27 protein-coding genes and 1 tRNA gene are annotated in these 24,238 nt (G+C 69.0%); 11 read left to right on the top strand and 17 right to left on the bottom strand.

Annotated features, from left to right (window positions below; translation table 11 throughout):
* Window positions 1-14: 14 nt before the first annotated feature.
* The 4 genes from DEI98_RS04085 to DEI98_RS04070 all read right to left on the bottom strand — a co-directional run bounded on the left by DEI98_RS04085 (window position 15) and on the right by DEI98_RS04070 (window position 3,570).
* The gene (locus tag DEI98_RS04085) at window positions 15-854 is read right to left on the bottom strand and encodes a hypothetical protein (RefSeq protein ID WP_111099983.1); all 840 of its coding nucleotides are present in this window, start codon (window positions 852-854) and stop codon (window positions 15-17) included.
* 223 nt (window positions 855-1,077) lie between these two features.
* Window positions 1,078-1,503 carry a DUF4345 domain-containing protein gene (locus tag DEI98_RS04080; RefSeq protein ID WP_181437918.1) on the bottom strand — a complete coding sequence of 142 codons (426 nt, stop codon included), beginning with the start codon at window positions 1,501-1,503 and terminating at the stop codon, window positions 1,078-1,080.
* A 113-nt stretch (window positions 1,504-1,616) separates the two neighbouring features.
* Window positions 1,617-2,555, bottom strand: coding sequence for an alpha/beta hydrolase fold domain-containing protein (locus DEI98_RS04075; RefSeq protein WP_111099981.1), 939 nt, complete (start codon window positions 2,553-2,555; stop codon window positions 1,617-1,619).
* 163 nt (window positions 2,556-2,718) lie between these two features.
* Entirely contained in the window at window positions 2,719-3,570 is an 852-nt protein-coding gene (locus DEI98_RS04070; protein ID WP_111099980.1) for an enoyl-CoA hydratase/isomerase family protein, read from the bottom strand.
* A 105-nt stretch (window positions 3,571-3,675) separates the two neighbouring features.
* On the opposite strand from DEI98_RS04070, the gene DEI98_RS04065 reads away from it, so the two are divergent.
* Complete coding sequence (locus DEI98_RS04065; protein WP_220037055.1) at window positions 3,676-4,023, top strand: helix-turn-helix domain-containing protein; 348 nt, start codon at window positions 3,676-3,678, stop codon at window positions 4,021-4,023.
* 173 nt (window positions 4,024-4,196) lie between these two features.
* Here DEI98_RS04065 and DEI98_RS04060 read toward each other — a convergent pair whose 3' ends face one another.
* The 3 genes from DEI98_RS04060 to DEI98_RS04055 all read right to left on the bottom strand — a co-directional run bounded on the left by DEI98_RS04060 (window position 4,197) and on the right by DEI98_RS04055 (window position 6,581).
* Window positions 4,197-5,219, bottom strand: a complete 1,023-nt coding sequence (locus DEI98_RS04060) for a hypothetical protein (protein WP_146243410.1) — start codon at window positions 5,217-5,219, stop codon at window positions 4,197-4,199.
* Between the two features lie 79 nt (window positions 5,220-5,298).
* A complete protein-coding gene (locus DEI98_RS18220; protein WP_146243409.1) occupies window positions 5,299-5,634 on the bottom strand; it encodes a hypothetical protein in 336 nt (111 codons plus the stop codon).
* Between the two features lie 455 nt (window positions 5,635-6,089).
* Complete coding sequence (locus DEI98_RS04055; protein ID WP_111099978.1) at window positions 6,090-6,581, bottom strand: hypothetical protein; 492 nt, start codon at window positions 6,579-6,581, stop codon at window positions 6,090-6,092.
* A 439-nt stretch (window positions 6,582-7,020) separates the two neighbouring features.
* On the opposite strand from DEI98_RS04055, the gene DEI98_RS04050 reads away from it, so the two are divergent.
* Complete coding sequence (locus tag DEI98_RS04050) at window positions 7,021-7,923, top strand: hypothetical protein (RefSeq protein WP_146243408.1); 903 nt, start codon at window positions 7,021-7,023, stop codon at window positions 7,921-7,923.
* Window positions 7,924-7,928: 5 nt separating this feature from the next.
* Here the strand turns inward: DEI98_RS04050 and DEI98_RS04045 are convergent, their stop codons facing one another.
* The gene (locus DEI98_RS04045; protein WP_111099976.1) at window positions 7,929-8,498 is read right to left on the bottom strand and encodes a helicase associated domain-containing protein; all 570 of its coding nucleotides are present in this window, start codon (window positions 8,496-8,498) and stop codon (window positions 7,929-7,931) included.
* Between the two features lie 373 nt (window positions 8,499-8,871).
* On the opposite strand from DEI98_RS04045, the gene DEI98_RS04040 reads away from it, so the two are divergent.
* Both DEI98_RS04040 and DEI98_RS04035 read left to right on the top strand, forming a co-directional pair.
* Window positions 8,872-9,852 carry a hypothetical protein gene (locus DEI98_RS04040; protein ID WP_146243407.1) on the top strand — a complete coding sequence of 327 codons (981 nt, stop codon included), beginning with the start codon at window positions 8,872-8,874 and terminating at the stop codon, window positions 9,850-9,852.
* Window positions 9,849-11,672: a hypothetical protein gene (locus tag DEI98_RS04035; RefSeq protein WP_146243406.1), complete on the top strand. Its 1,824-nt coding sequence runs from the start codon at window positions 9,849-9,851 to the stop codon at window positions 11,670-11,672. The genes DEI98_RS04040 and DEI98_RS04035 overlap by 4 nt, the downstream gene beginning before the upstream one ends.
* A gap of 240 nt (window positions 11,673-11,912) precedes the next feature.
* On the opposite strand, the gene DEI98_RS04030 is transcribed toward DEI98_RS04035, so the two are convergent.
* A tRNA-Gln gene (locus DEI98_RS04030) sits at window positions 11,913-11,984 on the bottom strand.
* 79 nt (window positions 11,985-12,063) lie between these two features.
* Here DEI98_RS04030 and DEI98_RS04025 point away from each other — a divergent pair.
* Window positions 12,064-12,558, top strand: a complete 495-nt coding sequence (locus DEI98_RS04025) for a MarR family winged helix-turn-helix transcriptional regulator (RefSeq protein ID WP_027465090.1) — start codon at window positions 12,064-12,066, stop codon at window positions 12,556-12,558.
* A gap of 47 nt (window positions 12,559-12,605) precedes the next feature.
* Window positions 12,606-13,082 carry a VOC family protein gene (locus DEI98_RS04020; protein WP_146237695.1) on the top strand — a complete coding sequence of 159 codons (477 nt, stop codon included), beginning with the start codon at window positions 12,606-12,608 and terminating at the stop codon, window positions 13,080-13,082.
* A gap of 15 nt (window positions 13,083-13,097) precedes the next feature.
* On the opposite strand, the gene DEI98_RS04015 is transcribed toward DEI98_RS04020, so the two are convergent.
* The 8 genes from DEI98_RS04015 to glp all read right to left on the bottom strand — a co-directional run bounded on the left by DEI98_RS04015 (window position 13,098) and on the right by glp (window position 19,603).
* Entirely contained in the window at window positions 13,098-14,945 is a 1,848-nt protein-coding gene (locus DEI98_RS04015; RefSeq protein WP_027465089.1) for an ABC-F family ATP-binding cassette domain-containing protein, read from the bottom strand.
* Window positions 14,946-15,172: 227 nt separating this feature from the next.
* Complete coding sequence (locus DEI98_RS04010; RefSeq protein WP_146243405.1) at window positions 15,173-15,742, bottom strand: hypothetical protein; 570 nt, start codon at window positions 15,740-15,742, stop codon at window positions 15,173-15,175.
* Window positions 15,743-15,849: 107 nt separating this feature from the next.
* Window positions 15,850-16,248, bottom strand: coding sequence for a PLDc N-terminal domain-containing protein (locus DEI98_RS04005; RefSeq protein ID WP_042537802.1), 399 nt, complete (start codon window positions 16,246-16,248; stop codon window positions 15,850-15,852).
* Window positions 16,245-16,922: a hypothetical protein gene (locus DEI98_RS04000; protein ID WP_146243404.1), complete on the bottom strand. Its 678-nt coding sequence runs from the start codon at window positions 16,920-16,922 to the stop codon at window positions 16,245-16,247. The genes DEI98_RS04005 and DEI98_RS04000 overlap by 4 nt, the downstream gene beginning before the upstream one ends.
* Window positions 16,919-17,359: a molybdenum cofactor biosynthesis protein MoaE gene (locus DEI98_RS18505; protein ID WP_181437917.1), complete on the bottom strand. Its 441-nt coding sequence runs from the start codon at window positions 17,357-17,359 to the stop codon at window positions 16,919-16,921. Before DEI98_RS18505 ends, DEI98_RS04000 begins: the two co-directional genes overlap by 4 nt.
* On the bottom strand, window positions 17,356-17,868 hold the full coding sequence (locus DEI98_RS18500) for a molybdenum cofactor biosynthesis protein B (RefSeq protein ID WP_071406005.1): 513 nt from the start codon (window positions 17,866-17,868) through the stop codon (window positions 17,356-17,358). The genes DEI98_RS18505 and DEI98_RS18500 overlap by 4 nt, the downstream gene beginning before the upstream one ends.
* A complete protein-coding gene (moaC, locus tag DEI98_RS03990; protein WP_111099971.1) occupies window positions 17,865-18,380 on the bottom strand; it encodes a cyclic pyranopterin monophosphate synthase MoaC in 516 nt (171 codons plus the stop codon). Before moaC ends, DEI98_RS18500 begins: the two co-directional genes overlap by 4 nt.
* Window positions 18,377-19,603: a gephyrin-like molybdotransferase Glp gene (gene glp / locus DEI98_RS03985; protein ID WP_111099970.1), complete on the bottom strand. Its 1,227-nt coding sequence runs from the start codon at window positions 19,601-19,603 to the stop codon at window positions 18,377-18,379. Before glp ends, moaC begins: the two co-directional genes overlap by 4 nt.
* Before the next feature lie 107 nt (window positions 19,604-19,710).
* Here glp and DEI98_RS03980 point away from each other — a divergent pair, with 107 nt between their 5' ends.
* The 5 genes from DEI98_RS03980 to DEI98_RS03960 all read left to right on the top strand — a co-directional run bounded on the left by DEI98_RS03980 (window position 19,711) and on the right by DEI98_RS03960 (window position 24,187).
* Window positions 19,711-20,649: an MTAP family purine nucleoside phosphorylase gene (locus tag DEI98_RS03980; RefSeq protein WP_111099969.1), complete on the top strand. Its 939-nt coding sequence runs from the start codon at window positions 19,711-19,713 to the stop codon at window positions 20,647-20,649.
* The gene (locus tag DEI98_RS03975; protein WP_111030820.1) at window positions 20,646-21,716 is read left to right on the top strand and encodes an NAD(P)-dependent oxidoreductase; all 1,071 of its coding nucleotides are present in this window, start codon (window positions 20,646-20,648) and stop codon (window positions 21,714-21,716) included. Before DEI98_RS03980 ends, DEI98_RS03975 begins: the two co-directional genes overlap by 4 nt.
* Window positions 21,717-22,110: 394 nt before the next feature.
* Window positions 22,111-22,860 (top strand): glycosyltransferase family 2 protein, encoded by a 750-nt coding sequence (locus tag DEI98_RS03970; protein WP_111099968.1) that lies wholly within the window; start codon window positions 22,111-22,113, stop codon window positions 22,858-22,860.
* Window positions 22,857-23,528, top strand: a complete 672-nt coding sequence (locus tag DEI98_RS03965; protein WP_111099967.1) for a DUF2064 domain-containing protein — start codon at window positions 22,857-22,859, stop codon at window positions 23,526-23,528. Before DEI98_RS03970 ends, DEI98_RS03965 begins: the two co-directional genes overlap by 4 nt.
* Complete coding sequence (locus tag DEI98_RS03960; protein WP_071406012.1) at window positions 23,525-24,187, top strand: bifunctional 2-polyprenyl-6-hydroxyphenol methylase/3-demethylubiquinol 3-O-methyltransferase UbiG; 663 nt, start codon at window positions 23,525-23,527, stop codon at window positions 24,185-24,187. Before DEI98_RS03965 ends, DEI98_RS03960 begins: the two co-directional genes overlap by 4 nt.
* Window positions 24,188-24,238 lie beyond the last annotated feature (51 nt).

Below are 24,238 nucleotides of genomic sequence, written 5' to 3'. Positions count from 1 at the left end.
TGCTCGGTCGCGGCTCAGGCCGCGGGTGCGCCGAAGAGGCGCACGGTGATTCCAGTCGCACGACCAGCGACTCGCTGCTGACCGTTTACCGCAGTGAGGGGCACTGTTTCGTCCTGCGAGCCGGGAGCGCTCTGCACGAAAAACCCGTCGCTGGTGCTCACGAAACCTCGACTCGTCAACTGCGGAGCCGCGGCCGGTTCCGGCAGCAACACTGCCTGGCTCGCGTGCTCGGCTCCATCGGTTCGCAGCGTGATGCCACTCGTGGCGAAGTCAGCAGCAGCCACGTACGTGGACGCAGCGTAGTCGCCATCCACCGACACGAGAACAACATTGCCGTGCTGATCGTGAGTTGACCAGTACTGCACGCCGGCAGCGCCACCGAGAGCGGTTGCCTCGCGGGTCGCTACGCCTCCGTCGCCCAGCGCGCTGAGGTCGACACTGCTCGGGAGATCCTCCGTCGACGCGGCCGCGCGGCGCATTCCGCCCCCCGGGATACCGTGAATCGTCACGCGGAGATTGACCTTGCTCGTGTCGTTCGGATTGTTCAGGTACTTCCAGAACACTTTGGTCGGTTCGTTCGACAGTGGACCGCTGACGGATGCCGTGGTGTAGCCGTGTGCGCTGTACTTCCCAAACCACAACGTCGTGCTCCAGTAGGTGCCCGCAGCAGCGAGGTACGAGCTGACCGAGCTACGCGCGAACGACTTCGACTGCGCGGGCTCGTAGTACGTGTGATTACTCAACGTGGGCTTGTTGATCCACGTATTGTCCAGCGCCGATGCGGCCCCGGCCGGAGCGATCGCCAACCCGACCGCGACCAGCCCCACCGTGATGCCAAAAACCTTCTTGCGCATTTCCCCCCACCATCCCGTTTCGCGATGAATCTGCTAAGGATCAAGTTCCTCTCTCTCGGCAGTTCGCGCAGTCCACCTTTTAGGGGACATCCGCCTGAAAATCCCTTCATTAGTGCGGGAAGCGCGCGTAGCCGCTCTCACCCCGCCAAGCGGATACCGCCCGACGCGCCTGTCAGGAGCACTACTGCCCCGTCCGGTAGGCGATCGGCTATTGGTGCATGGGTCAGCCGACGGCTCGCTTGAACGCCCGAACGTGCCACACCAGAAGGACCGGGAGCGCTAGCAGCTCGATCGCGAGCGCCGCTGTGAACGGACCGGGCCAGCCCTCGACGAGCAACGACACCAGTCGTCCGACACCGCCACCGATCGCGGCGATCAGCACGACTCGCGTGACAGCCACCCGGCTCGCGGGCTGGACGAGCGACCACCAGAGCGCCAGGCCGAGTACCAGCCATACGCCGCTGAGGAACCGGTACTCGCTGCTCGTTGAGACCGCGACGTGCTGCTCTTCGGGCCCCGTGACGGCGCCCAGGACCATCCCGACGCCGCCGACGACGGCGATGGCCCCGACGACGGTCAGCAGGACGACGAGCACTGCCCGATACGGGGCCTCGCGTGCGGCGGGCGCCGGATGTTGCCTGTCAATCACTGCGTTCCTTCGATCCTGGGCAGCCGGCCCCCGCCGACGGTATCGGAGGGGGCCGGGCTGAGCGTCACCTACACGACCGGTGGGCACGCCCCCGTGTCGTTGTGGCCTCCGATTCAGAGGGAGCGGAGGACGCGGTACCGGTTCTCGAGCGAGCGCTGGGTGACTCCCGCGTTCTCGTCCAGCCACTCGTAAGCGTGCGGCGTTCCGGGGTGAACGTGGAGCTCGAGCGGGACATCTGCTGCCGACAACTTCAACGCGTAGGCGATGCTCTCGTTCCGCATGAGGTCGAGATCACCGACTTCGATGTACGCAGCAGCCAGGCCGCGAGCGTCGCTGAGACGCGCCGGCGAGGTCGTCTCCGACACAGGACCGTCAGAGCGGGCGTTCCAGGAGGTCGCGTTCATGGGCGCGGTCCACGCCAGGAACGGCGCGAGTGCTTCGCTGGCCGTGTTGACCGTGTCGTCGAGCATCGCGTAGATCAGGATCTGCTGTGCGATCGGGATGCCGCGATCCCTGCCCAGGACTGCGGCCGCCGCGGCGAGCCCGCCGCCGCCGCTGTCGCCCATCACCGCGATCCGTGCACGGTCGATCCCGAGCCGGTCAGCGTGCTCGTTCAGCCACAGCACTCCGGCGAAGACGTCTTCGCTCAGCTGCTGACCCTTCCCCTCTGGGGCGACACGGTAGCCGACCGACAGGATCGGCACGCTCGTCTCCGTGACGTAGACCCGCATGCGGCGGTCGTAGTGATCGAGAGTGCCCGCGACCTGACCGCCGCCGTGGCCGTAGACGACAGCAGATCCGGGGCGAACGTCTCCCTGGGTGTACCAGCGCGCTTCGAGCGTCACGCCGTCGCCGACCGGGATGGAGACGTCTTCCCGGTGCACGCCGTCCGGGGCGGGCGGTGCCAGCTTGCCCATCTCCGTGTACTGGAAGTTGATCACCTCGCGCAGCGCGTGCACGTCGTTCGCGGGGGGCTCAGCCATGTTCATGAACTCTGGTGGGAGCTGCGCGATCGCCTGCGCGAACTCCTCGTCGAGACGGTATTCGGTCATTGTGGTTTCTCCTCAAAGAGCGCGTTGCGAGCCGCGATGCGCTGGACGTCCTGGGTTGCGATGTCCCATGGGTTCGAACTGTTCAGACTTCGCCCCAGGTGCGTGGGGCGAGGCTGGAGCGGCAAACGAGGCGTCGCGCACCCCGCTTGCCGTCGCTGTGGCCTCAGTGCTTGCGGGCGAGGTTCGCGCGGAGGACTTCTTCGAGGTTGAGCTCGACTTCACGCGTATGTGCTCCAGCGGCGAGGGCTGCCTTGGCGAGCTCCCCGGAAGCGGGGGTGAAGGTCTCTCCGAGATAGCGGTCCTCGGCACGCAGTGCATCCTCGAGGGGGCCGTCGGCTGCGTCGATCGCCTTCGTGGCTGCGACGCGGACGCCGGCGGGCAGGTTGGCGATCGTCAGCGCGACCCAATCGACGTACGCGTCCAGCTCTGCGGCGGGCAGTGCACGGTTCACCCATCCCCAGCGCTCGGCGGTCGCAGCGTCGACGAGACCGCCCGTGAGGACGACCTCGAGCGCTCGAGCGCGTCCGAGCAGACGGGGCAGGTGCGCAGTTGCGCCGGCACCGGGGACGATGCCGGTGAGGGTCTCGAACTGGCCGAAGGCCGCGGTCTCGAGCGCCGCGAAGCGGAGGTCCAAGCCGGCGATCATCTCCGGACCACCACCGCGGGTCAGGCCCGCGACCTTCGCGATGGTGGTCTGGGGCAGGCGCCGCCAGCGCTCGTGGAGCCGCATCATCGGGCCGGCTCCGACGAGAGTGTCCTCCGCGATCGGAAGGGCGGCATACGACGCGGGGTCCTCGACAAACGTCAGGTCGCCGTGCGCCATGAAGAACTCGGGGTTGGCACTCTGGATGACGATGACGTGGAGGTCGGGGTCCTTCTCAGCCGATGCCGCGACAGCGTCGAAGTCGAGGAGCAGCTGAGCCGTCATGAGGTTGATCGGCGGGACGTCGATCGTGACCCATAGCACGCCGTCCTGGCGCTTGAGGTGGAGGGTGGTCAGGGACTGCTCGGTCATGATGTTCCTTTGGTCAAGACTAGGTATCTCTGGTATACCTGGTACATGACAGGTACTTCAACGAAACCTGGTACCCGCGAAGGCCAGACGATCCCGGGCCTCATAGTGGGGCCGCAGCGCGAACTCCTCGATCAGCTCCTCGACAAGTGGGGGCAGCTGATCCTGACGCTGCTGTGCCAGGAGTCGCGTCGGTTCAACGAACTCAAGCGCGACCTCGAAGGGGTCACGCAGAAGTCCCTGACACAGGCGCTCCGGCGTCTCGAGCGCAACGGGCTCGTCGAACGTCACGTACTCGAGCAACGCCCCATCGCCGTCGAGTACCGCATTACACCCCTCGGCCGCACGCTCGACAAACCATTCCTCGCACTGCTCTCCTGGACCGCCGAACACCTCGACGAGGTTGAGGAGCGCAGGCAGGCATACGACCAGAGCACACCTGGCCTGTCTCACTAGGCGATCCAGCACTGCTGTCGACCCAGCCACCTAGGCGGTTGTTTGGTCACCGCGCCGATGACGCCCAGAGTTCTTCTTCGAGCGGGGCAAGGAAGCGACGGGACAGTGCGGTGAGTGCTTCGCGGGCGCGTGGCGGTCGTAGGGCTGCGGCTTGAACCGTCCAGTCCTTTCGATCAGGAGAAGATGGCGAGGGGCATGACTCGCACAGATACTCCGGGCACGCGAGAGTCGAGCTTCAGATCCACGTACTCCGACGGAGCTTTGCCGTCCACTTCCGGGGCTTCATCGATGAGCTCGTAGAGCTTGCTGATGCCCTGATCGAGCGCGCTCGGCGCCAGGTTGCGAAGAAGCTTGTTCCGCGCAAACGTCGGTACGTTCTCCTCAGCTGGCGAGATGACCTTGCCGAGCACGGTGAAGGTGCCATCGAGAAGGCGATCGGGGTCGTCAACGATGAAGTGCACCAGGTCGCAGATTGTGATCGCGGTCAGCGAGGGCTCCTCGGCGATGCGCCCGTAATACTCGCGCGTAGTCTCCTGCCGAGTGTCCGCCTTGAACGCATTGGTGATCGCCCTGGCGAGCTCTCCCTTGGTGTCCGCTTCGAGCTGCATCTTCTCCGCGTGCTGCACACGCGCCTTGTGGCCGCCGTCCGTCGGAAAATTTTCGATGTAGTCGCGTTTGACTGTGAAGCGGGTGATCGCTTCGACCAGGTCCGGCGAGATAACGTCGAGTGCGAGTGTGAGCTCGACCGGATCGAAGATGGTCGTGTACTCGACGAAGGCGCCGGGTCGCAGCTCCGCTGCTTCCTCGCCCGATGTCAGATGTGTCAGTAGCGACCCCTGCTCGAGGAACTGACGTACGAGGTGCAGGTTGTAGGCCTGGGAGTATACGAACTGTTGACGCGATGCGGTTCCGGTGTTCTGCGTCCAGCTCGACGACAGGCTCGCCTGTGCTCCCACGCCCAGCTCGACTCCACCGACCATCGGGAGCTTCGCTTTCCCGCTGCCTTTACCCGTCGCGGATCCGCCAGCTGCGGTCTCGGTACCTCCCGCTGCGGTCGTCTCGCGAGATTCTTCTGTCAGGAGTGGTTGCCGCACGATCTGCTGCAGGATGCCCGCAACCTGGTCGGAGTTCTGGTAGATCGTCGCGATCGGAGCAGCGGCAGAGCCGCTAAAAGATGGTTGAACATCATCGGTCATGACATCATCTTGCCGCCAGCGTCCGACGTGCTGAACGTGTCGGACAGCGACAGCTCGCCTAGCGACGTACCCGCCGGCGCTAGAACTGGTCAGGGAAACGACTCTCAACCGCCTCGGCGAACGCAAGTGACATCGCCGAGATCCTCCAGTGCTCGTCAACACCGTCGGGACCAGCGTGTGGAGGGGCGCCCTCATATGCCTGCGCAAGGTCTCTTGCCTTTGTCGCTGCTTCACGCGGGGTCAAAGCTTCCCGCAGCTTCGCTTCGTCGAAGGGGTGCGGCAGAGAATCACCGCGACGGAGACGGATCTCCTCAAGGACAAGCGTCGTACCGGTGAGATGCACCTGATCACTCAGCGGCAGCTCTCTGATCCAAGGTGCGAGCCGTTCAGCGCGTCCGTCGTCAGCAGTGGTCATGAGACCTCCTCTTCCTGGTTCAACGGTAAGCCGAGCGACCGACAGGTCAGCAAAAACCTCTGCGCGGTAGCAGGTCCTCCAGTCGGCTGACGAGTGCCCGCAGACGACGCCGACTCCTACCGCCCTGCGTCGAGACCAACGCTGTCTCACATGGGTGGTCCGCGAACTTTCGCAAATCACCCCCGCATTACGGACGCCTCGGGACGAACGAAGGCTCAGTCGCCTTGCGGTCGGCTCAACCCGTTCGCGCTGCCAAACAACGTGTCCATCTTCGTATTTCAGACACGTTGAGTGGCAGTCGGACAAGTTAGCTGGCGGACGACACAACACATGCGACTACTGCGGCATGTTGACGAACCGCGAGAACATCCCGTGGAACGCCACCGTGATGGTGTTGAGCTCCACGAGCTCTCCCGTGCTCGCTCGAAGTGGAAGTGGCTCCGGCCGAGAACGGACTACTTCCGCTTCGTCCCCGGTCGGGTTGCCCTTCGGACCAGGCGACGGCAGTCTTTGCAGCCGACCGAGCCCTCCGCCACATGGTTATCGGGGCGTTCCTGGAAGTCCCCGTGGAGCGGGCAGATCACCGTGACGTAAGTCTTCTGGTCGATGAAGACGACCTTCGCGTAGTCGTACTTGTCGGCGTGCCGGTTGGTTGCACAATGGATGAAACGCTGCGTGCGCAACTCCTGGTTGGCGTTGCGGAAGCCCTTGCAGCTTCGGCATCCCTGGCCGCGCTGCGGGCCCCAGGGCGTTTCGCGGACTCGGCGGTGCTCGCGCGGGGTTTGCTCGAAGGGCCCGTGGTCGGGGCAGATGATGGTGACCTTGGTATCGCCGTTGACGTAGCCGCGTTGGACGTGCGCGTAGTCGTATCGGCTGTCGTGCAGCTTCGTCGCGAAGTTGATGAACTCGGCGGCTCGTTCTTCACGGGTAGCGGTGCGGTAGTCCAAGGGGTCCTCCAGGAGTCGTTGTCCTGGAGCTATGCCGGCACGCCCGAACCAGCTGGGAAAGTCGGCTAGGAGCGGTCCTTGAAGGCCGTGTCGGTCTACTTCTCGGCGTTCCTCACGTCAGGGTCCGACCGTCAGGCATAGCCGTGGCATGCCTTCGCTCCCTACCGCCGTTCGAGCGGCGCTCCGCTCACCGAGTTCAACCGAGCACCTCGTCGTGCCGAACCAGGAGACCGTCACGTCCGCGACCGCCCTGGGGCGGCCGATGGGCGCCGCCTTCGGCCGTCCGTTCCCACGTCAAGGTCCCGTCGAGCACTGCTCGCACGTCCAATGTTGGGAACCCGCGCCGCTCATCCTCGGGGACTCAACGCTCGGGGCCCGAAGCTCGAACGCGAACAAGCGGACTCTTGTCGCGCAGCTTCGCCCAGAGCCCCTCCACGCGATGCGGAAGTACCGGAACCAGTCGGTTCCCGCCGACCGGTGGGCCAACATCGAGCCGTTCGTGCTGGACGCTGTCGCGCTCGTCGCGCCCGCGTGTGCCTACCTTGCTGAGCGGCTGATGGTCGCGGTGACGCCGTACGTTGACTGGGTCGTCCACGTCAACGGGATGCAGAAGGTCGCGAACGTGTTCCACCCGGTGCTGATCCGCCGGTACATATCCCGCGACGACCTCCACCTCAAGGACAAGACGCTCCGCGACTACCGGTCCTTCCTGCTCCGGATCTCGGAGGTCGTCCTCCCCGACGAGGGTCCGATCGAGTTTGCGCCGTTGAACGGGCAGTCCGTCACTGCCCCGTACACCGACCTCGAACTGAACCTGCTCGAGTCCTGGGCGCGCGGGCAGTCAACGGCACTGCGACGTCGAGGTGCTGGCGCAGTCCTCGCCCTGGGAGCAGGTGCTGGGCTTGACCCGTGGGAGATGCAGCACCTCCGGCGCAGCGACGTGCGCGTTGACCGTGACGGAGCGCTCGTCGACGTACGGGCTGGGATACCGAGGTTGGTGCCCGTGCTCAAACGATGGGAGCAGCTCCTCATCGACTCCCTCGCGGACGTGCCCGACGACGCATGGGTGCTTGGCGGGGAGGACAGAAAGACGACCTACAACTTCGTCACGCCGTTCATCAACCACACCGACTTCGGCAACGAACCGAAGCCAGTCCCCACGCGAATGCGCGCTACGTGGATCACCACGCACCTCGCTGGCGGCACGCACGCCGGGGAGCTCATGGCTGCCGGCGGACTGCGCAAGCCCGAGCACTTGGTCACGTCCCTGCGGCACATTCCGACGATGGACGCTTCCGAGCACCGTCGACGGATCCTCGGCGAAGCACGCGAAGTTCGGTAACGCCATCAGAGGACACGGAACCGTGCTGCCCGGAGCTGCTGTTCGCGTTCGGGCAGCAGGCGGCCGCGGGCGTGCTGGGCTCGTTGCTGGGCAACCCACCGTCCGATCGTCACCTCGGCAGGGTCGGTCGCGCGACGACGCGGCGGTCGCTGATGATCGGCCCAGAACTGCTGGTGCGCGTCGAGCATCGACGACCACTGCGCGTCACGGGGGTTCCAGGCGAAGCCCGGCACCGCTTCAAGTCGTCGAACCTGGTACGAGCAGTAGCCACCCGCAGCGCCGATCTGCCGGAAGTACGTAAGCGTGTCAACGAGGGTCTGTTCGGCGGTCGCAGGGCGAGGACGGGTCGAGTCGGCGCGGGGCATCCGTCCGTGCTTGTCGACGAAGTCGTCGAGGTCGTGCACTCGGTCGGTCCAGCGTCGTACGAAGGATTCAACCTCGACGGCGTCATCGGTGTCGGCGAGGTAGAACGCGACGCCGCGTCGTTGGTCGAGGGTGAGCGTCAGGGCTGACTGCGTTGCGTGGTCGGAGTACTCGGCGTGGAGCGCTGCGAGCGCCGTGGTCGGGGCGGGCATGTGGTCCTCTCCGAGGCCGGCGGTCGGCCTCGGAGGGGGTATGCGCGGAACGGGCGTGATCTTGGAGGACGCGCGGGTCGCAGACGAGCGGGGTCCGCAAACAGGACCAATCCGGCCGCGAAGATCACTACGTTTTCTGAGTCCCCGAAGCAGAGAGCCGCCCGGATCGCATGCACATCGCGAGCGTCACGCGTACGACGCCGACGTCACCGTCGCGTGCGCAAGCAAGCGGCAACACGCCCGGCATCACGCGTCCGTTCGCATCGGCGGCGGTACCCACCGATCCGTGCGGGCATGCGGATCGGCAGGCAGCGAGATCAGAATCTGGAGCGCTTTCCCACGGCTCATCTCACTGCGCCTGCATAGGCCGGGCATGCCTAGCCAGATCCTCGGCTCGTTGCGTCAGTACATCGCCGCGATGCTGCACGCCCTCTTGTCGTTCCTCGCACGCGGAGAAACACCGGTGAAGTACGTCCCGACGTTCGCGGACGACCGATGGAGCGTTGTCCGGGACTTCGTAGTCAACGCAGTGGCCGACGCGGCAGCATCCATTGCTCAGCCCGCCGACCGGCTCATCGTCGTTGCGGCACCGTTCGTCGACTGGGTCATCAACGTCAACGGATACCCGGCGAAGACCGCCGTCGTGTTCCACCCCGTCATCATCCGGCGGTACATCACCCGGACCGACGTCACCTGGTCGGACACCACGCGTCGCACGTACCGGTCCGCTCTGATGCGCATGTCCGAGGTCCTCGTCGGCGAGGTGCCGCTGGAGTTCGCGCCGACGGCTCCGCAGAACACCGCAGCACCCTACGACGACCTCGACCTGCACCTCCTTGAGAGCTGGGCGACGGGCCAGTCGACCGCGGCACGACGGCGCAGCGCCGGCGTCGTCCTCGCGCTCTGCGCTGGAGCGGGGCTCAAAGCGAACGAGCTCCTCCAGGTCCGCCGCCGCGACATCGTCGCTGACGCCGAGGGTGTCCTCGTCACCGTCACGGCGGGAGCCCGGACCGTTCCGCTCCTGGCCCGATTTGAGAAGCTCCTGCTCAACTCCATTGCCGAGGTCGAGCCGGAGCACTGGGTATTCGGGTCGCCGAAGCGGGTCAAGCACGGCATCAGTACGCTCACCACGTTCCTCTACGACACCGACCGCGGCAACGAACCAGGTCCCGTCACCACCCGCATGCGGAACACCTGGCTCATCACCCACCTCATCGCCCGCACCGACATGCGCGCTCTCATGACCGCCGCCGGCGTCAGGAAGTTCGAACACCTCGACCAACTCGTCGCCCATGTCCCGGCACTGGACACCGACTCCTACCGCAGCCAGCTCCGCGCGGAGGTGGCACGATGACCGCGCCGCTTCCCAAGCACCACGACTACGAAGATGCTGAGCGATTCATGCTCGAAGCCTTCGGTGTGCCTATGGGGAAGTACATGCGCGTCGGCGAAGTGGTTCCACTCGAACTCGCTGTCCACGAGGCGGTTCTCCTGTTCAGCCGCGCACCGATTGAAGAACGAGTGATGGAGTGGCGGCGTGAGGAACGTCGCTCAAATCGAGGACGTCGCGCACTCTTCTCAGAAGCAAGCCTTCTGAAGTTGATGTTCGTGACGATGCGAGCTCGACGAAGCGTCAGCATCAAGAAGATGACCGAAGTCGCGATGTCCTTGACCGTTCGGCAACGCGAAGCCGTTGGCATCCTTCATTTCTCTCCGCACCAGGCTACGCAGTACCGCCGCCTCTGGGAGGCGATCCAGCGCCTGCGAACCCTCACTGACCGACACCCCGGCAAGCGGGGCGAGCGAATGCTGAAGAAGGACTACGACCTCCTCGTCGCGAGTCGAGAGCGTAAGCAGATGGCCAAGCGGCACGCGCGAATGCTCGAGCTCACGAACCTCCTCATTGACGGCTCGGTCAACTTCCTGCCGAGGGACGTCCGCCGACGGTTCAAGGGCGCTGTCGCCATCGACGCCACCTTTGCGGAGGTCTCCGGCAGCCAGAAGGGGGACAAGACAATCGGCCCGAACGATACGGTTTCGGTGAACTTCGACTGCGGGTGGTACACGCGCGATGGCGATCACGACGGGTCCGGAGTCAAGAAGAGCAAGCGCAAGTTTGGCTGGGAAGTCGAGTTCGCGGTCATGACTCGCGACCCTGCTGAAAGCGACTTCACATACCCGCTCCTGTTCCTCGCGACCAGCGGGCACAAGCCGGGCAAGACTCGCGGACACGGGCTGCATCTCTACAACTCGATGCGCTCGCGCGGAATCGACGTCAAGACACTCATCGGCGACCGCGCGTACTTCCCCGGCGCCCGAGTTCAGGACCTCCAAGGGCCGCTCGCGAAAGCTGGCGTCAAGGTCGTTATGGACTACAAGACGACCGAACTCGGCATCCAGGCGTCCTACAGCAGCAAAGACGGCCGTCACAAGCTCATCATGGTGGGCGGCAACTGGTACATGGCATGCATGCCCTCAACCCTCATCTTCCTCGAACAAACTCACCAGGCACGACTTGCCGCCATTGAAGAGTTACCGGAAGAAGCGCAAAGCGCCGCTCGCGCTGAGGCCGAGGCACTCGCGACGAAGCGTCGGAACTCGCGCAGCAAGTACCATCTGAAGCCGCGCAGCAACTTCGACCAGACGGGCGCCCGGCAGTACACCTATCCCACGTTCAAGAGCGATGAGGTCGAGTTCGATCCCGAATCCGGCGAAGTCGTGGAACTCAAAGTGCCTGGGAAGACCGTCAAGGTCCCGGGCAACCTCAGCAATCGCCCGGGTGTGTTGAATCAGCGCCACCTAAAGTACCACCAGGAGTTCGAGTACGGTTCCGACGAGCAGCGTGCCTGGTTCGGCCAGCGCAACAATGTCGAGAACGGCAACTCGCGCCTCAAAGACGCCGATCGCGAAGCCCTCGGAGTGGCTATGAAGCGTCGCGTCCGCGGACCCTGGTTCGTCGAGCTCGCTGCCGCATTCGCAGCTGCAAGCGCAAACCTCGCTCGCATCATCGAGTGGCTGAAGGAGCGACTGAGCCTCGCGCCCATCAACCGCATGAACAACACCAGCCCCGCCCTGTTCGAGGCCGGCCTGAGCACCCTGACCCTCGACGAGCACGACACTCGAAACGGCTTCAACGCAATCGCGCAGCTACCAGAGTTCCAACTACTGGACTGACGAGCCCGCGCCTCCAAACTTCATAGACCCTGAACTCCCCCTCGCCACGTCGGGCAGGGGGTATTCGTCGTTCCTCGAAGCGAACGCAGGCCAAGGCACGCGTCGCGGTACGCTCCCCAGCGGTCGTCGGGACAGGACGAGCGACCCTGGGAGCGGAGCTGAGCGCGGTTTTCCACCTCGGCCTGCTGTCACGCTCGAATATTCCGACTGAGATCGCCGAAAACTCCGAACACCCCGTTGCTCCGCCTCCAGGATTCGAACCCGGACCTAACGGCACCAAAGGCCGTCGTGCTGCCATTACACCAAGGCGGAACACACCCAGAGGTGCTCCTCCATCCTCCCACGACCGACGAGGCTGGCTGTCCGCTCCGGGTTCGGCCAAGATGGAGGGATGCCGCATGAGGACGAGGTCGATCGCATCGTCGCGGCGTGGGGTCGAGAGCGTGCCGACCTCGACTTCGGCCCGCTCGAGGTGCTGTCCCGCGTGGACCGGCTCGCCCGGCACCTGGACCGCGCCAGGCGGACGGCCTTCGACGCGAGCGACATGGAACCGTGGGAGTTCGACGTCCTGTCGGCCCTGCGGCGCGCAGGTGAGCCGTACGAGCTGAGCCCGAAGACCCTGCTGCAGCAGACCCTGGTGTCGAGCGGCACGATGACGAACCGGGTGGACCGTCTTGCGGCCCGCGGCTTCGTGGGGCGACGGACCGACCCGAAGGACGGCCGCGGCATCCTCGTCTCGCTGACGGGCAAGGGCCGGGTGGCGGTGGACGCGGCGATCGCGGACCTGCTGGCCGCCGAGCGCGACATCCTGTCCGGGGTCTCCGCCGACGAGCAGGGCCAGTTGGCCGGGCTGCTCCGCCGACTCATCCTGGGTCTCGGGGACTGACCGAAAGCGTGGCACGGGCCGAGCGGCCCCGGCGTAGCGTGCGGCGCATGCACGCCATCACCCTCGCCGTCGCCGACGTCGCTCGATCGGCCGAGTTCTACCGCGCCCTGCTCGGCATCGAGGGCAGCGGCGTCATCGGCACCGAGTACCCCGCCACCGAGACGCAGGCCGGCGGCACCACGGCGATGTTCACCCTCGACGACGGCCTGATCGTCAGCGTCTACGGCCGTGACGACATGGCGAAGGACTCCGGCGTGCAGTTGGCCGCGGCACCGAGCAGCACGATCGGGCACTTCACGAGCAGTCAGGCCGAGGCCGAGGCGTTCCTCGAGCGAGCGCAGGCAGCGGGCGCCACGATGCCCGAGCCCCCGTACACGCGCCCGTGGGGCATGTGGTCCGGCTTCTTCCAGGACCCGGACGGCCACCTGTGGGAGGTCGTGGCGAACCCCGGCGGTGGGGCCCCCGAGGACGCCACGCCGACGGACAGCGGCCAGGACGCGGTCGACCCCGCGTCCGTCGAGTAGTCCGCTCAGTCCGGCTCAGACCCCGAGCAGCTCCGCGACCTCGAGCCAGCGCTCCTCGAGCTGCTCGACCTCGGCCTCGAGCGCACCGAGCTTCGCCTGCAGTTCGCCGAGCCCGGCGTAGTCGGACTGGTCGTGCGTCGCGAACTGGTCGAGCAGCTTCTTGCGGTCCGCGCCGACCTTCGCGATCTTGCGGTCGAGCGCCGACATCTCCTTCTCGGCCGTGCGTCGGTCCGCACCCGACAAGGCGGACGCACCAGCGGCCGTGGACCCGGCCACGGCACCGGCCGAGCCGGTCCCGCCGACGGTGTCGGGCCTCCCGGCAGACGCGGCGGCAGCCGCAGAGGCGGTCCCGCCACCCGTGCCGGCCTCGCGCAGACGCATGTACTCGTCGACGCCGCCGGGCAGGTGCCGCAGGTGCCCGCCGAGCACGGCGTACTGCTGGTCGGTGACGCGCTCGAGCAGGTACCGGTCGTGGCTGACGACCAGCAGGGTGCCGGGCCAGGTGTCGAGCAGGTCCTCCATGGCGGCGAGCATGTCGGTGTCGAGGTCGTTGGTGGGCTCGTCGAGGATGAGCACGTTCGGCTCGTCGAGCAGGATGAGCATGAGCTGCAGGCGCCGCTTCTGCCCACCGGACAGGTCCTTGACCGGCGTGGAGAGCTGCTCCGAGGTGAAACCGAGCCGCTCGAGCAGCTGCGACGGCGTCATCTCCTTGCCGTCGGCGACGTAGCTCGTCTTCTTGCGGGCCACGACCTCGCGCACGCGGTCGTCTGCGAACTGCTGCAGGTCGGCGAGCTGCTGGTCGAGCACCGCGACCTGCACCGTCTTGCCGGTCTTCACCCGCCCGCTCGTCGGCTGCAGCCGGCCGGAGACCAGGTTGAGCAGCGTGGACTTGCCGGCGCCGTTCGGGCCGAGGATGCCGGTCCGCTCCCCCGGTGCGATGCGCCACTCGATGCGGTCGAGGATCTGCGTGCCGTCGAACGAGACGCTCACGTCGAGCAGGTCGACGACGTCCTTGCCGAGGCGCGCGGTCGCCGTCCGGGACAGCGCGACGGTGTCGCGGATCGGCGGGACGTCGTCGATCAGGGCGTTCGCCGCGTCGATGCGGAACTTCGGCTTGCTCGTGCGGGCCGGGGCACCGCGGCGGAGCCACGCGAGCTCCTTGCGGGCCAGGTTCTGCCGGCGCTGCTCGATCGTGGCGGCCTGCCGGTCACGCTCGACGCGCTGCAGGATGTACGCGGCGTAGCCACCTTCGAAGGGGTCGACGACGCCGTCGTGGACCTCCCACGTGTCGGTCGACACGGCGTCGAGGAACCACCGGTCGTGCGTCACGACGACCATGCCGCCCTGGTTCGACGACCAGCGGCGGTTGATGTGCCCGGCGAGCCACTCGATGCCCTCGACGTCCAGGTGGTTGGTCGGCTCGTCCAGGAACAGGACGTCCCAGTCGCCGACCAGCAGCCGCGCGAGGGCCACACGGCGACGCTGCCCACCGGACAGCTCGTCGACGCTGACGTCCCACGGGATGTCCGAGACCAGACCGCCGATGATGTCGCGGATCTTCGGGTCACCGGCCCACTCGTGCTCCTCGAGGTCGCCGACGACGGTGCTGCCGACGGTCGCGCCCTCGGGCAGGATGTCGCGCTGGTCCAGGTAGCCGATGGTCAGCCCGCGGCGGTGCGTGACGCGGCCGCCGTCCGGCTCGAGGCGCTGGGACAGCAGTGCGAGGAGGGTTGACTTGCCGTCGCCGTTCCGGCCGACGACGCCGATCCGGTCACCCTCGTCGATGCCGAGGGTGACGTTGTCGAAGACGACCTTGGTGGGGAACTCGAGATGCAGGTTCTCGGCGCCGAGGAGATGTGCCACGCGTCAAGGGTAGGTGGCGCGGCGGGGTGGTGGGTGCGGGTGGGTGGTTCGGGTGTTCGGCCGGCCGGCTCTGGTCGCACGGTGCGCGCTTGTTCGAGTGGTGCGAGGTTGCCCGCTCGGTGCGAGCCTGTAGCGGCACACGGAGCGCCCAACCTCGCACCAGCCGACGGACCGCGCACGGTGCGTCGGTTCGTCGGCGCGCTGGCGCTTCGGCCTGGAGGCCCGGGTCAGCTCGTCCGGGTCGGCTCGGCTCCGGCGCGGGGCTCGGTCTCCTGCAGGAACGCCCGCCACTGCTTCCGGTAGCGCAGCGTCAGGGCCAGGACCGTGACGAAGAACACCGCTGCGACGATCTGGAGCAGGGAGAACGGCGCCCACTCGTGGTCGAAGAGGTTCCCGGCCCAGAGCAGCACGAACCCCGGTGCGATCACCACGGTGAACGCCGACTGCCGCAGACGGTTGCTCGCGATCGACCGGAGCTCGTCGACGTGACCAGCCGGGAACGCCGCACGACCTCGGATCATCCTGTCGATCCGCTGCCGCTCGCTTCGCGGCACACCGCTGGTCGGGGTCGACCACGCCCGCGGTGCACCCTGCCGGAGGTACCGCACGAACCCGATGACCCAGGCGAGCAGCGCCCCGGCCAACAAGACCGATCCGACGGTCGACGGCCAGCCGGATCGCATCTCCCCCGTCAGATCGTCGATCTGTGCACCGGCGACGCGACCGAAGACGAAACCGAGCACCATGCAGAGAACGGCCCCGACGACCACGACCACGGCCCAGCGCTGCCGGTTCATCCGTACCTTCGGGCGCGGTCGACCAGCGATGTTGTCGGCGACGAGGGACCAGGTTTCCTCGGAGACCCTGAAGTCGGTCGCGTCCTGCGCAGCCGGAACGGACACGATCAGCTCGCGGGGGCGGTGTCACCCTCGCCCGCGGCCTCCTTGGCACGCTTCAGGCGGGCCTGCGCCTCCCAGTACTCGATCTCGCGCTCGAGCTCGGCGAGCTCCTGCTCGGTACCGGTGACGCGCTTGGCGCCGTGGGCACTGCGGGCGTCGCCGAGGGTCGCGTACCGGTCCTCGTGGCGGGTCGGCTCGATGTAGCGACCGTGGTTCCGTTCGCCCGGAGCCCAGTCGTGGCCGATGGCGAACCAGACGATGCTGCCGACGACGGGGACCAGGATCACGAGGATCACCCACGCGATCTTCGGCAGGCCGCGGATCTGGTCATCCGTCTTCGTCAGGATGTCGATCAGGGCGAAGACCAGCAGGATGACGGTGATCCCGGGCAGCAAGACGCTCATGTTCGCGATTCTATGGATCCGCTTGGAGTCTCACCATGCCCCGAACGAGCGTCCCGGTTGCGAAGGTGCACAGGGTGGGCGTCGAGGTACCGGCGGGCGAGCACCGCGGACCGTGCCGTCCATGCGAACTGCCCCGCCGTGGCGATGCCGCCCGCCACGGCGAAGGGCCAGAACGCACCACCGGCGAACGTGACCGCAGACCACACGATCACGAACCCAGCAAGACTGGGCAGTTCGCCGCCGTCGCCCAGTTCGACTGCCCTCGCCTGCACGACGATCCGACGGTCCTCCGGCGCGGCCCGCCGCCCGGTCGCCGCCGCCGTCACCGCGCGCTGTTCGCGTTGCTGCAGCGGCGCGAGCACCGGCGCACGGCGGGCTTCCTCGCCGTTCCGTCTCCGGCGGATCAGGACCCGAACGGCGTCGCCGAGACCGATGACGAAGCCCAGTGCGGTGACGACGCCGGCAACTGCGAAGCGAGCGTCCGATCCGGCGGGCACGGCGATCGCCGCGATGCACAGCGCCACCAGCACCAGCCCGATGACCACGACGAACCCGAGGACCGGCGGGCCGGGTGTCCGGGTCTGCGCGAGGAGCAGGTGTGCACGTTCGTCGGCTTCGGCCCAGCGTCGCCCCGCCGCCGCGCGCTCGGTGTCAGTCTGGGCGGCGGCGGTCACAGCGCCGCGACCCACTCGTCCGTCCCGTCGGTGAACCGCTGGTGCTTCCAGATCGGCACGCGCTCCTTCACCAGGTCGACCAGGGCACCGCACGCCGCGAACGCCTGCGCCCGGTGCGACGACGACACCGCTGCGGCGAGCGCGACGTCCCCGATGCCGAGCGCCCCGACCCGGTGCAGCACGGCGATCCGGACGTCGGGGTGGTCCTCGGCGATGGCCCGGGCGACCTCGGTGATGACGTCGCCGGCACTGGGGTGCTGCTCGTAGTCGAGCGCGGTGACGCCCTTGCCACCGTCGTGGTCACGGACGATGCCGGCGAAGGTCACCACGGCGCCGTCCTGTTCGGTGGCAACCACGGCCGCGACCTCGTCGACGCTGATGTCGCGGTCGACGACGTCGGCCAGCACGACCCGTGCGGCGGCCTCGGTGCTGCTCACGAGGCGCTCCGCGGGGCGTGGCCCTCGCCGTGCACCTGGGCGACCACGTGGTCGAGTACTCCGTCGAGCACGGCGAGCCCGTCGGACACCCCACCGCGCGATCCGGGCAGGGTGACGAGCAGACAGCCGGCGTTCGTGACCCCGGCGACGCCGCGGGTGAGCAGGGCGGTCGGGCCGGCACCCGCGAGTCCGCGTCGACGGATCTCCTCGGTGATGCCGGGCAGTTCGAGGTCGATCAGCCCCGCCACGGCCTCGGGGGTCCGGTCGGTCGGGGTGACCCCGGTGCCGCCGGTGGTGATGACGACCCGGGCGTCGGCCAGGAGCTCCGCGGTGACGGTCTCGGTGATCGCGCCGCCGTCGGGGACGATGATCGGGTCGCTCGTGGTGAACCCGTGGTCGCGCAGCCAGTCGGCGATGACGGGTCCGGTGCGGTCGAGTGCGGGGTCGGCGGCGGCCTGCGTGGACACCACGACGACGGCGGCCCGGCCCCTGGTCGGCTCGGCGGTCATCGGTTGCTCCAGTCCCCGGAGCGCCCGCCGTGCTTCTCGAGCACGCGCACGTCCGTGATCACGGCCGCCCGGTCGACGGCCTTCACCATGTCGTACACCGTCAGGGCGGCGACGCTCGCCCCGGTCAGGGCTTCCATCTCGACGCCGGTGCGCGAGGTCGTGCGGACCGACACCTCGATCAGCACGCGGTCGTCGGTGCCGGTGATGTCGACCTGCACGCCGGCGATCGGCAGCGGGTGGCACAGCGGGATCAGGTCGGAGGTCTTCTTCACCGCCATGATCGCGGCGATCCGGGCGGTGCCGACGACCTCACCCTTGGGCAGCGAGCCGTCGAGGATGCGTGCGACGACGTCGGGACGGGTGACGACGGTGGCGGTGGCGGTGGCCGACCGGTCGGTGACGTCCTTCGCGGAGACGTCGACCATGTGCGCGGTGCCGTCAGCGCGGACGTGCGACAACTCGTCGGTCGGCGTCGGTTCGGACCGCATCTGGTCAGCGGACGGGTCGGTCATCGGAGGCTCCAGACGGTCAGGGGGTCGCCGACCTCGACGGCGTCGACCCCCACGGGGACGTGCACCAGGTGGGTGGCGGCGGCGTAGTGGACGAGCAGGTGCGAGCTCGGGCCACCGACGAAGTGCACGGCACCGTCCTGCACCCGGCCGCGACGGACCTGGTGCTTGCCGACGGGTGAACCGGCAGCGGACGCCGCCGGCAGGACCTGCGTGGGCCGGTCCGGCACGAGCCCGACGGCGGCAGCGAGCAGCGGGCGCAGGAACACCTCGAACGAGACGAGCGCCGACACCGGGTTGCCGGGGAAGGACACGACCGGCACGGCGCGACCGGCACCGAACACGACGCTGCCGAACGCCTGCGGCCCACCCGGTTGCATCGCGACCGGCGTCACCGCGAGCCCCCGGGGTTCGAGCGCCTGTCGCACGACCTCGTACGCCCCGGCGCTGATGCCCCCGGTGGTCAGCACGAGGTCGGCCCAGTCCCCCACGGCTGCATCGAGCGCCCGGTCGAAGGCATCGACGTCGTCGGGCACCCGGACGGCCCGTGAGTCCGCACCGACCTGGGCGAGGGCTGCCCGCAGCGCGATGCCGTTCGCGTCGCCGATGGTCGCCGCATCCGTGTCGGCACCCTGCAGCTCGGACCCGGTCGACACGACGAGGACCCGCAGTGGTCGGCGCACCGACACGGTCGTCACCCCCGCAGCAGCCAGCGCGCCGAGCAGCGCCGGCGTGACGGCGGAACCGGCCGGAGCGAGCTCGGCACCGGCGGGCAGGTCGCTGCCGGTCACCCGCACGAAGGTGCCGGCGGTCAGGTCGGCGGGCACCGTCACCCGTGGCAGCTCGAGCGCCGCCGGGAACGCACCGGGCTCGGTCGCCTCGACCGGGAACACCGCGTCGGCGCCGGTCGGGATCCGTGCACCGGTCATGATCGGCGCGGCCGTGCCGGGCTCGAGCGGTTCGGGCACCACGCCGGCCGGGATGGGTGCGACGACCCGGACGGCCTGCCCCGCGTCCGCGGCCTGCACGGCGAACCCGTCCATCTGACTGTTGTCGAACGGCGGCAGCGGAACGGGCGACAGGACGGCCGCCGCGAGCACGCGGTGAGCGAACCCGGCACCGGCACCGGCGAGTTCGTCGAGCGGCAGTTCTTCTGCTCCGAGGCCCGCCACCACCGGCGCGAGCAACGCCGCCAGGTCGTCGCGGTGCTGACCGATCGTTCGCAAAGAGGCCTCCGAACAGGGGGTTGGTGGCGCCGCTCCCGGTTCGCCCGGTGGCGCCGTCAGTAGCGTATCCAGCGCGCAGCCCGCGCCGACGACCAACCGGAGGACCTGTGGAGAACGACGAAGCCGTGACGATCGGTGTCATCGGAGGCTCCGGCCTCTACCAGCTGTTCGAGGAGGGCACCGCCGACGAGCTCGACGTCCCGACCCCGTTCGGCCCGACGTCGAGCCCGATCAGCATCGGCACGATGGCCGGACGACGGGTCGCGTTCCTGACCCGCCACGGCCGTGAGCACTCCGTCGCCCCACACCGCATCAACCACCGTGCGAACGTCTGGGCGCTCCGTTCGCTCGGCGTCCGCGCGATCGTGTCCTCGAGCGCCGTCGGCGGCCTGCACCCCGACTACGCCCCGGGCACCTTCGTCGTGACCGACCAGCTCATCGACCGCACCTGGGGCCGCGCCGACACGTTCTTCGAGGACGACGTGCAGCACCTGTCCTTCGCCGACCCGTTCGACCCGACGCTCCGGCGCGCGGCGATCGACGCCGTCGCCGGACTCGACGTGCCGTTCCGTCCGACCGGCACCTGCGTCGTCATCCAGGGCCCCCGGTTCTCCACCCGCGCGGAGTCCGTCTGGCTCCGCCAGGCCGGCGGCCACACCGTCAACATGACGATGACGCCCGAGGTCCCGCTCGCCGCCGAACTCGGCATCGCCACCGTGAACCTGTCGTTCGTGACCGACGCCGACGCCGGCCTGGCCCCGACCGAGGACGAGGCCGCCGCCGCAGCCGCAGCCAGCGGCCCCGACGTCGACGACGCCGGAGCCGTCGTCACCCACGCGCTCGTCATGGAACGCCTCGCCCGCGCCAACGAGGTCATCGTCCGCGCCATCGGCCAGATCGTCGCCGCGATCCCCGCCGACTTCACCCCGCGCGAACTCGTCCCGACCAGCGCGAGCGCAAGCATCATGCAGGCCCAGCCGACCACGGGTGTCACCGCCACGAAGGCCCAGTCCGCCGCCACCGCCACCACGGGCGCCACCGCATGAGCCGCCTCCTCGTCACCGGCGGCGCCGGCTTCATCGGCTCCGCGATCGTCCGCCGCGCCCTGGCCGACGGCCACGAGGTCCGCGTCCTCGACTCCCTGCGCGACGACGTGCACGGCGACCCCGCCGAGGTCATCCGCGCCCACCAGCAGCAGGGCATCGCGTTCGTGCACGGCGACGTCCGCGACCGGGTCGCCCTCGACGCCGCCCTCGACGGCATCGACGTCGTGTGCCACCAGGCGGCCAAGGTCGGCCTCGGCGTGGACTTCCAAGACGCCCCCGACTACGTCTCGTCGAATGACGCCGGCACCGCCCACGTCCTCGCCGGCATGGACCGGCATGACATCGGCCGGCTCGTCGTCGCCAGTTCGATGGTCGTCTACGGCGAGGGCGCGTACACCACCGCCTCCGGCGAACCCACCCGTCCGCCGGCCCGCCGCCGCGAGGACCTCGACGCCGGCCGCTTCGACCCGATCGGCCCCGACGGTCAGCCCCTGCTGCCCGGCCTGATCGACGAGTCCGCCGCGCTCGACCCCCGCAACGTCTACGCGCAGACGAAGGTCGCGCAGGAGCACCTCGCCTCGAGCTGGGCCCGTGCCACGGGCGGCCGCGCGATCGCGCTCCGGTACCACAACGTCTACGGACCGGGCATGCCCGCGAACACCCCCTACGCCGGTGTCGCCTCCCTGTTCCGCTCGGCACTGGCCCGCGGCGAGGCACCCCGCGTCTTCGAGGACGGCGCCCAGCGACGCGACTTCGTGCACGTCGACGACGTCGCCGGCGCGAACGCTGCCTCCATCGCGGCGACCGCCGACCTGCCGTCGGACACGTTCCGCGCGTACAACGTCGGCTCCGGCACCGTGCACACCATCGGAGACATGGCCGCCGCGATCGCCGGACCCGACGGCCCGCAGCCGGTCGTCACCGGCGAGTACCGCCTGGGCGACGTCCGCCACGTCACCGCGAGTTCGGCACGCATCGCCGCCGAGCTCGGCTGGCACGCCGAGGTCGACTTCGAGGCCGGCATGCGCGACTTCGCGACGGCTCCGCTCCGCAGCGCCGTCCGCTAGCCGGAACGCGTGCGCGAGCGGCGCACCGCTGGCCGTGCCTGAGAGCGCGACCAGCCACCGGACGGGAGGCCCGTGACGGCGCCGCCCCGCGCCTCCCGTCCGCAGTCCCCGCCCCCAGGGCCACGCGAGACGCCGTCGTGACTGCACCACGCCTCCTGGTGCGTGAGACGCCGCCGCATCCGGCGGCGTCTCGACGACACGACGGCGTCTTGCGAGACCCGAAAGGCACGACACGCGCGCGCCCTGTCCCCCGTTCTGGGGACCGGCCGCGCGCCGAGCGCGCCGAGCGCGCCGAACGACCAGGACCCGGCAGTTTCCTGTACCCCGCAGCGCGTCGTCGTGTTGTGTCGAGTGCATGCCAGGACAGACCCGTCGATCCGACCGACCGCACCGAATGACGGACATGACTGTCGACGTGATCCTGCCGTGCCTCGACGAGGCGGACGCCCTGCCGAAGGTCATCGCGCGGCTCCCCACGGGCTACCGGGCCATCGTCGTCGACAACGGATCGACCGACGGATCGGCCGACGTCGCCCGCGCCCACGGCGCCCTCGTGGTGACGGAACCGGTCAAGGGATTCGGCTCGGCCTGCGTTGCCGGCGTCGCCGCGGCGACCGCCGACTTCGTCGCGTTCTGCGACGCAGACGCCTCGATGGACCCCGCCGAGCTCCCGCCCCTGGTCGACCGCGTGGCCAGCGGCCGCGTCGACCTCGCACTCGGCCGCCGCGTCCCGACCGGCCGCGGTGCGTGGGCTCCGCACGCACGCTTCGCGAACCGCGTCCTCGCCGTCCTCATGCACCGCGCGACCGGCTACCGCCTGCGCGACCTCGGCCCGATGCGCGTGATGCGCCGCGAGGACCTCGTGTCCCTCGACCTGCGCGACCGCCGCAGCGGCTACCCGCTCGAGATGGTCCTGGCCGCCCACGCCGCCGGCTGGCGCGTCGACGAGTCCGACATCGGGTACGCGCAGCGCATCGGCGACAGCAAGGTGACCGGCACGCTCCGCGGCACGATCAACGCGGTGCGGGACATGTCCCGTCTGCTCCGTGCGTACCGCCGGGAGGCCCGTGTCCGGGTCGTCGCGCCGGGACCGCTCCGCCAGGCGGCCGAGTCCACCCCCGTGGTCGAGGAGGCCCGCTCGTGACCGCCGACCCCACCCACGTCCACGCCGGCGACGCTGCGCGCACCGACGTCACCGTCGCCGTCGTGGCGAAGGAGTGCCTGCCCGGCAAGGTGAAGACCCGCCTGACGCCGGCGCTCTCCCCCGAGGGCGCCGCACGCGTCGCCTCCGCGAGCCTCGCCGACACCCTGGCGACCGTCCGCGCACTGCCCGCGGCCCGCCGGGTCCTGTTCTTCGACGGCAACGTCGTGCCGGCTTCGGCCGAGGGGTTCGACGTGCTGCACCAGCCCGGCGGGGGCCTCGACGAACGCCTCGGGTTCCTGTTCGACGCCGTCGACGGTCCGCTGCTGCTCGTCGGCATGGACACCCCGCAGGTGTCCACCGCGGACCTCGCCCCGGTGTTCGACGACGCCGCCCGCGATGCCTGGTTCGGCCCGGCCGAGGACGGCGGCTTCTGGTCGCTGTACCTGCGGCAGCCCACCGGCGACCTGCTGCGCGGCGTCCCGATGTCGCGTGACGACACCGGAGCCGTGCAGCTCGCACGCCTGACCGACGCCGGACTCGACGTGGGCGTGCTCGGCGAGCTGCTCGACGTCGACACCATGCCGGACGCCGAGCGGGTCGCCGACCTCGCACCCGAATCCGACTTCACCCGGGCACTCCGTGCCGAGACCGTGGGGAGCACCCGATGACCATGCACGCACCCGTCTCGTTCGGTGCCGGCGGCGGCGAGCCGTACGCCCGTGCGCTCCGCACCGACGGTCACCTGCGCCTGACCGACGCCGACCGTCCCGACGCCGTCACCACGATGGACGTCGGCCGCTGGAGCGCCGCCGCCGACCGTGTCGACCGCTCGCTGCTCGACGACGTCGACGGCGGGGTCATCGACATCGGCTGCGGCCCGGGCCGGATGCTCGTCGCCGCACGGTCCCGGGGCATCCCGGCGCTCGGCGTGGACGTCTCCGCCGAGGCCGTCGCCATCGCGCAGCGCTCCGGCGGCACCGCCCTGCAGGGTTCCGTGTTCGACGCCGTGCCCGACGAGGGCCACTGGGACACCGCGCTCGTGATCGACGGCAACATCGGCATCGGCGGCGACCCGACAGCCCTGCTCGCCCGCTGCCGCGAGATCGTACGAGCCGGCGGCCGGGTCATCGTGGAGACGAACCCCGAGGTCACGGCCGACCGCGTGTACACCGCCCGGGTGGTCGATGCCGACGGCAACGAGAGCGCCGGGTTCCCCTGGGCCGAGGTCGGCCTCGACGCCCTGCACCGGCACGCGGCGGAAGCCGGACTGGTCGCGCGGCAGAGCTGGACGGCCGAGGGCCGGAACTTCTGCGAGCTGCTCGCCTGAGCTGGCCGCGGCACGATCGACCATGACATCCGTCACGGTCGATCGTGACAC

Origin of the sequence: Curtobacterium sp. MCLR17_034 (assembly GCF_003234485.1) — a bacterium.
In the GTDB taxonomy this organism is placed as follows: domain Bacteria; phylum Actinomycetota; class Actinomycetes; order Actinomycetales; family Microbacteriaceae; genus Curtobacterium; species Curtobacterium flaccumfaciens.
Note: the sequence above shows the minus strand (reverse complement) of the source record. Positions and strands in the feature narration are given on the sequence as shown.

Excerpts from the sequence above, each read along its gene's own strand:
- DEI98_RS04085 (WP_111099983.1), bottom strand. The coding sequence starts at position 854 with ATGCGCAAGAAGGTTTTTGGCATCACGGTGGGGCTGGTCGCGGTCGGG.
- DEI98_RS04075 (WP_111099981.1), bottom strand. The coding sequence starts at position 2,555 with ATGACCGAATACCGTCTCGACGAGGAGTTCGCGCAGGCGATCGCGCAG.
- DEI98_RS04070 (WP_111099980.1), bottom strand. The coding sequence starts at position 3,570 with ATGACCGAGCAGTCCCTGACCACCCTCCACCTCAAGCGCCAGGACGGC.
- DEI98_RS04060 (WP_146243410.1), bottom strand. The coding sequence starts at position 5,219 with ATGACCGATGATGTTCAACCATCTTTTAGCGGCTCTGCCGCTGCTCCG.
- DEI98_RS18220 (WP_146243409.1), bottom strand. The coding sequence starts at position 5,634 with ATGACCACTGCTGACGACGGACGCGCTGAACGGCTCGCACCTTGGATC.
- DEI98_RS04050 (WP_146243408.1), top strand. The coding sequence starts at position 7,021 with ATGCGGAAGTACCGGAACCAGTCGGTTCCCGCCGACCGGTGGGCCAAC.
- DEI98_RS04045 (WP_111099976.1), bottom strand. The coding sequence starts at position 8,498 with ATGCCCGCCCCGACCACGGCGCTCGCAGCGCTCCACGCCGAGTACTCC.
- DEI98_RS04040 (WP_146243407.1), top strand. The coding sequence starts at position 8,872 with ATGCCTAGCCAGATCCTCGGCTCGTTGCGTCAGTACATCGCCGCGATG.
- DEI98_RS04035 (WP_146243406.1), top strand. The coding sequence starts at position 9,849 with ATGACCGCGCCGCTTCCCAAGCACCACGACTACGAAGATGCTGAGCGA.
- DEI98_RS04025 (WP_027465090.1), top strand. The coding sequence starts at position 12,064 with ATGCCGCATGAGGACGAGGTCGATCGCATCGTCGCGGCGTGGGGTCGA.
- DEI98_RS04020 (WP_146237695.1), top strand. The coding sequence starts at position 12,606 with ATGCACGCCATCACCCTCGCCGTCGCCGACGTCGCTCGATCGGCCGAG.
- DEI98_RS04010 (WP_146243405.1), bottom strand. The coding sequence starts at position 15,742 with ATGAACCGGCAGCGCTGGGCCGTGGTCGTGGTCGTCGGGGCCGTTCTC.
- DEI98_RS04005 (WP_042537802.1), bottom strand. The coding sequence starts at position 16,248 with ATGAGCGTCTTGCTGCCCGGGATCACCGTCATCCTGCTGGTCTTCGCC.
- DEI98_RS18500 (WP_071406005.1), bottom strand. The coding sequence starts at position 17,868 with ATGACCGCCGAGCCGACCAGGGGCCGGGCCGCCGTCGTCGTGGTGTCC.
- moaC (WP_111099971.1), bottom strand. The coding sequence starts at position 18,380 with ATGACCGACCCGTCCGCTGACCAGATGCGGTCCGAACCGACGCCGACC.
- DEI98_RS03975 (WP_111030820.1), top strand. The coding sequence starts at position 20,646 with ATGAGCCGCCTCCTCGTCACCGGCGGCGCCGGCTTCATCGGCTCCGCG.
- DEI98_RS03970 (WP_111099968.1), top strand. The coding sequence starts at position 22,111 with ATGACGGACATGACTGTCGACGTGATCCTGCCGTGCCTCGACGAGGCG.
- DEI98_RS03960 (WP_071406012.1), top strand. The coding sequence starts at position 23,525 with ATGACCATGCACGCACCCGTCTCGTTCGGTGCCGGCGGCGGCGAGCCG.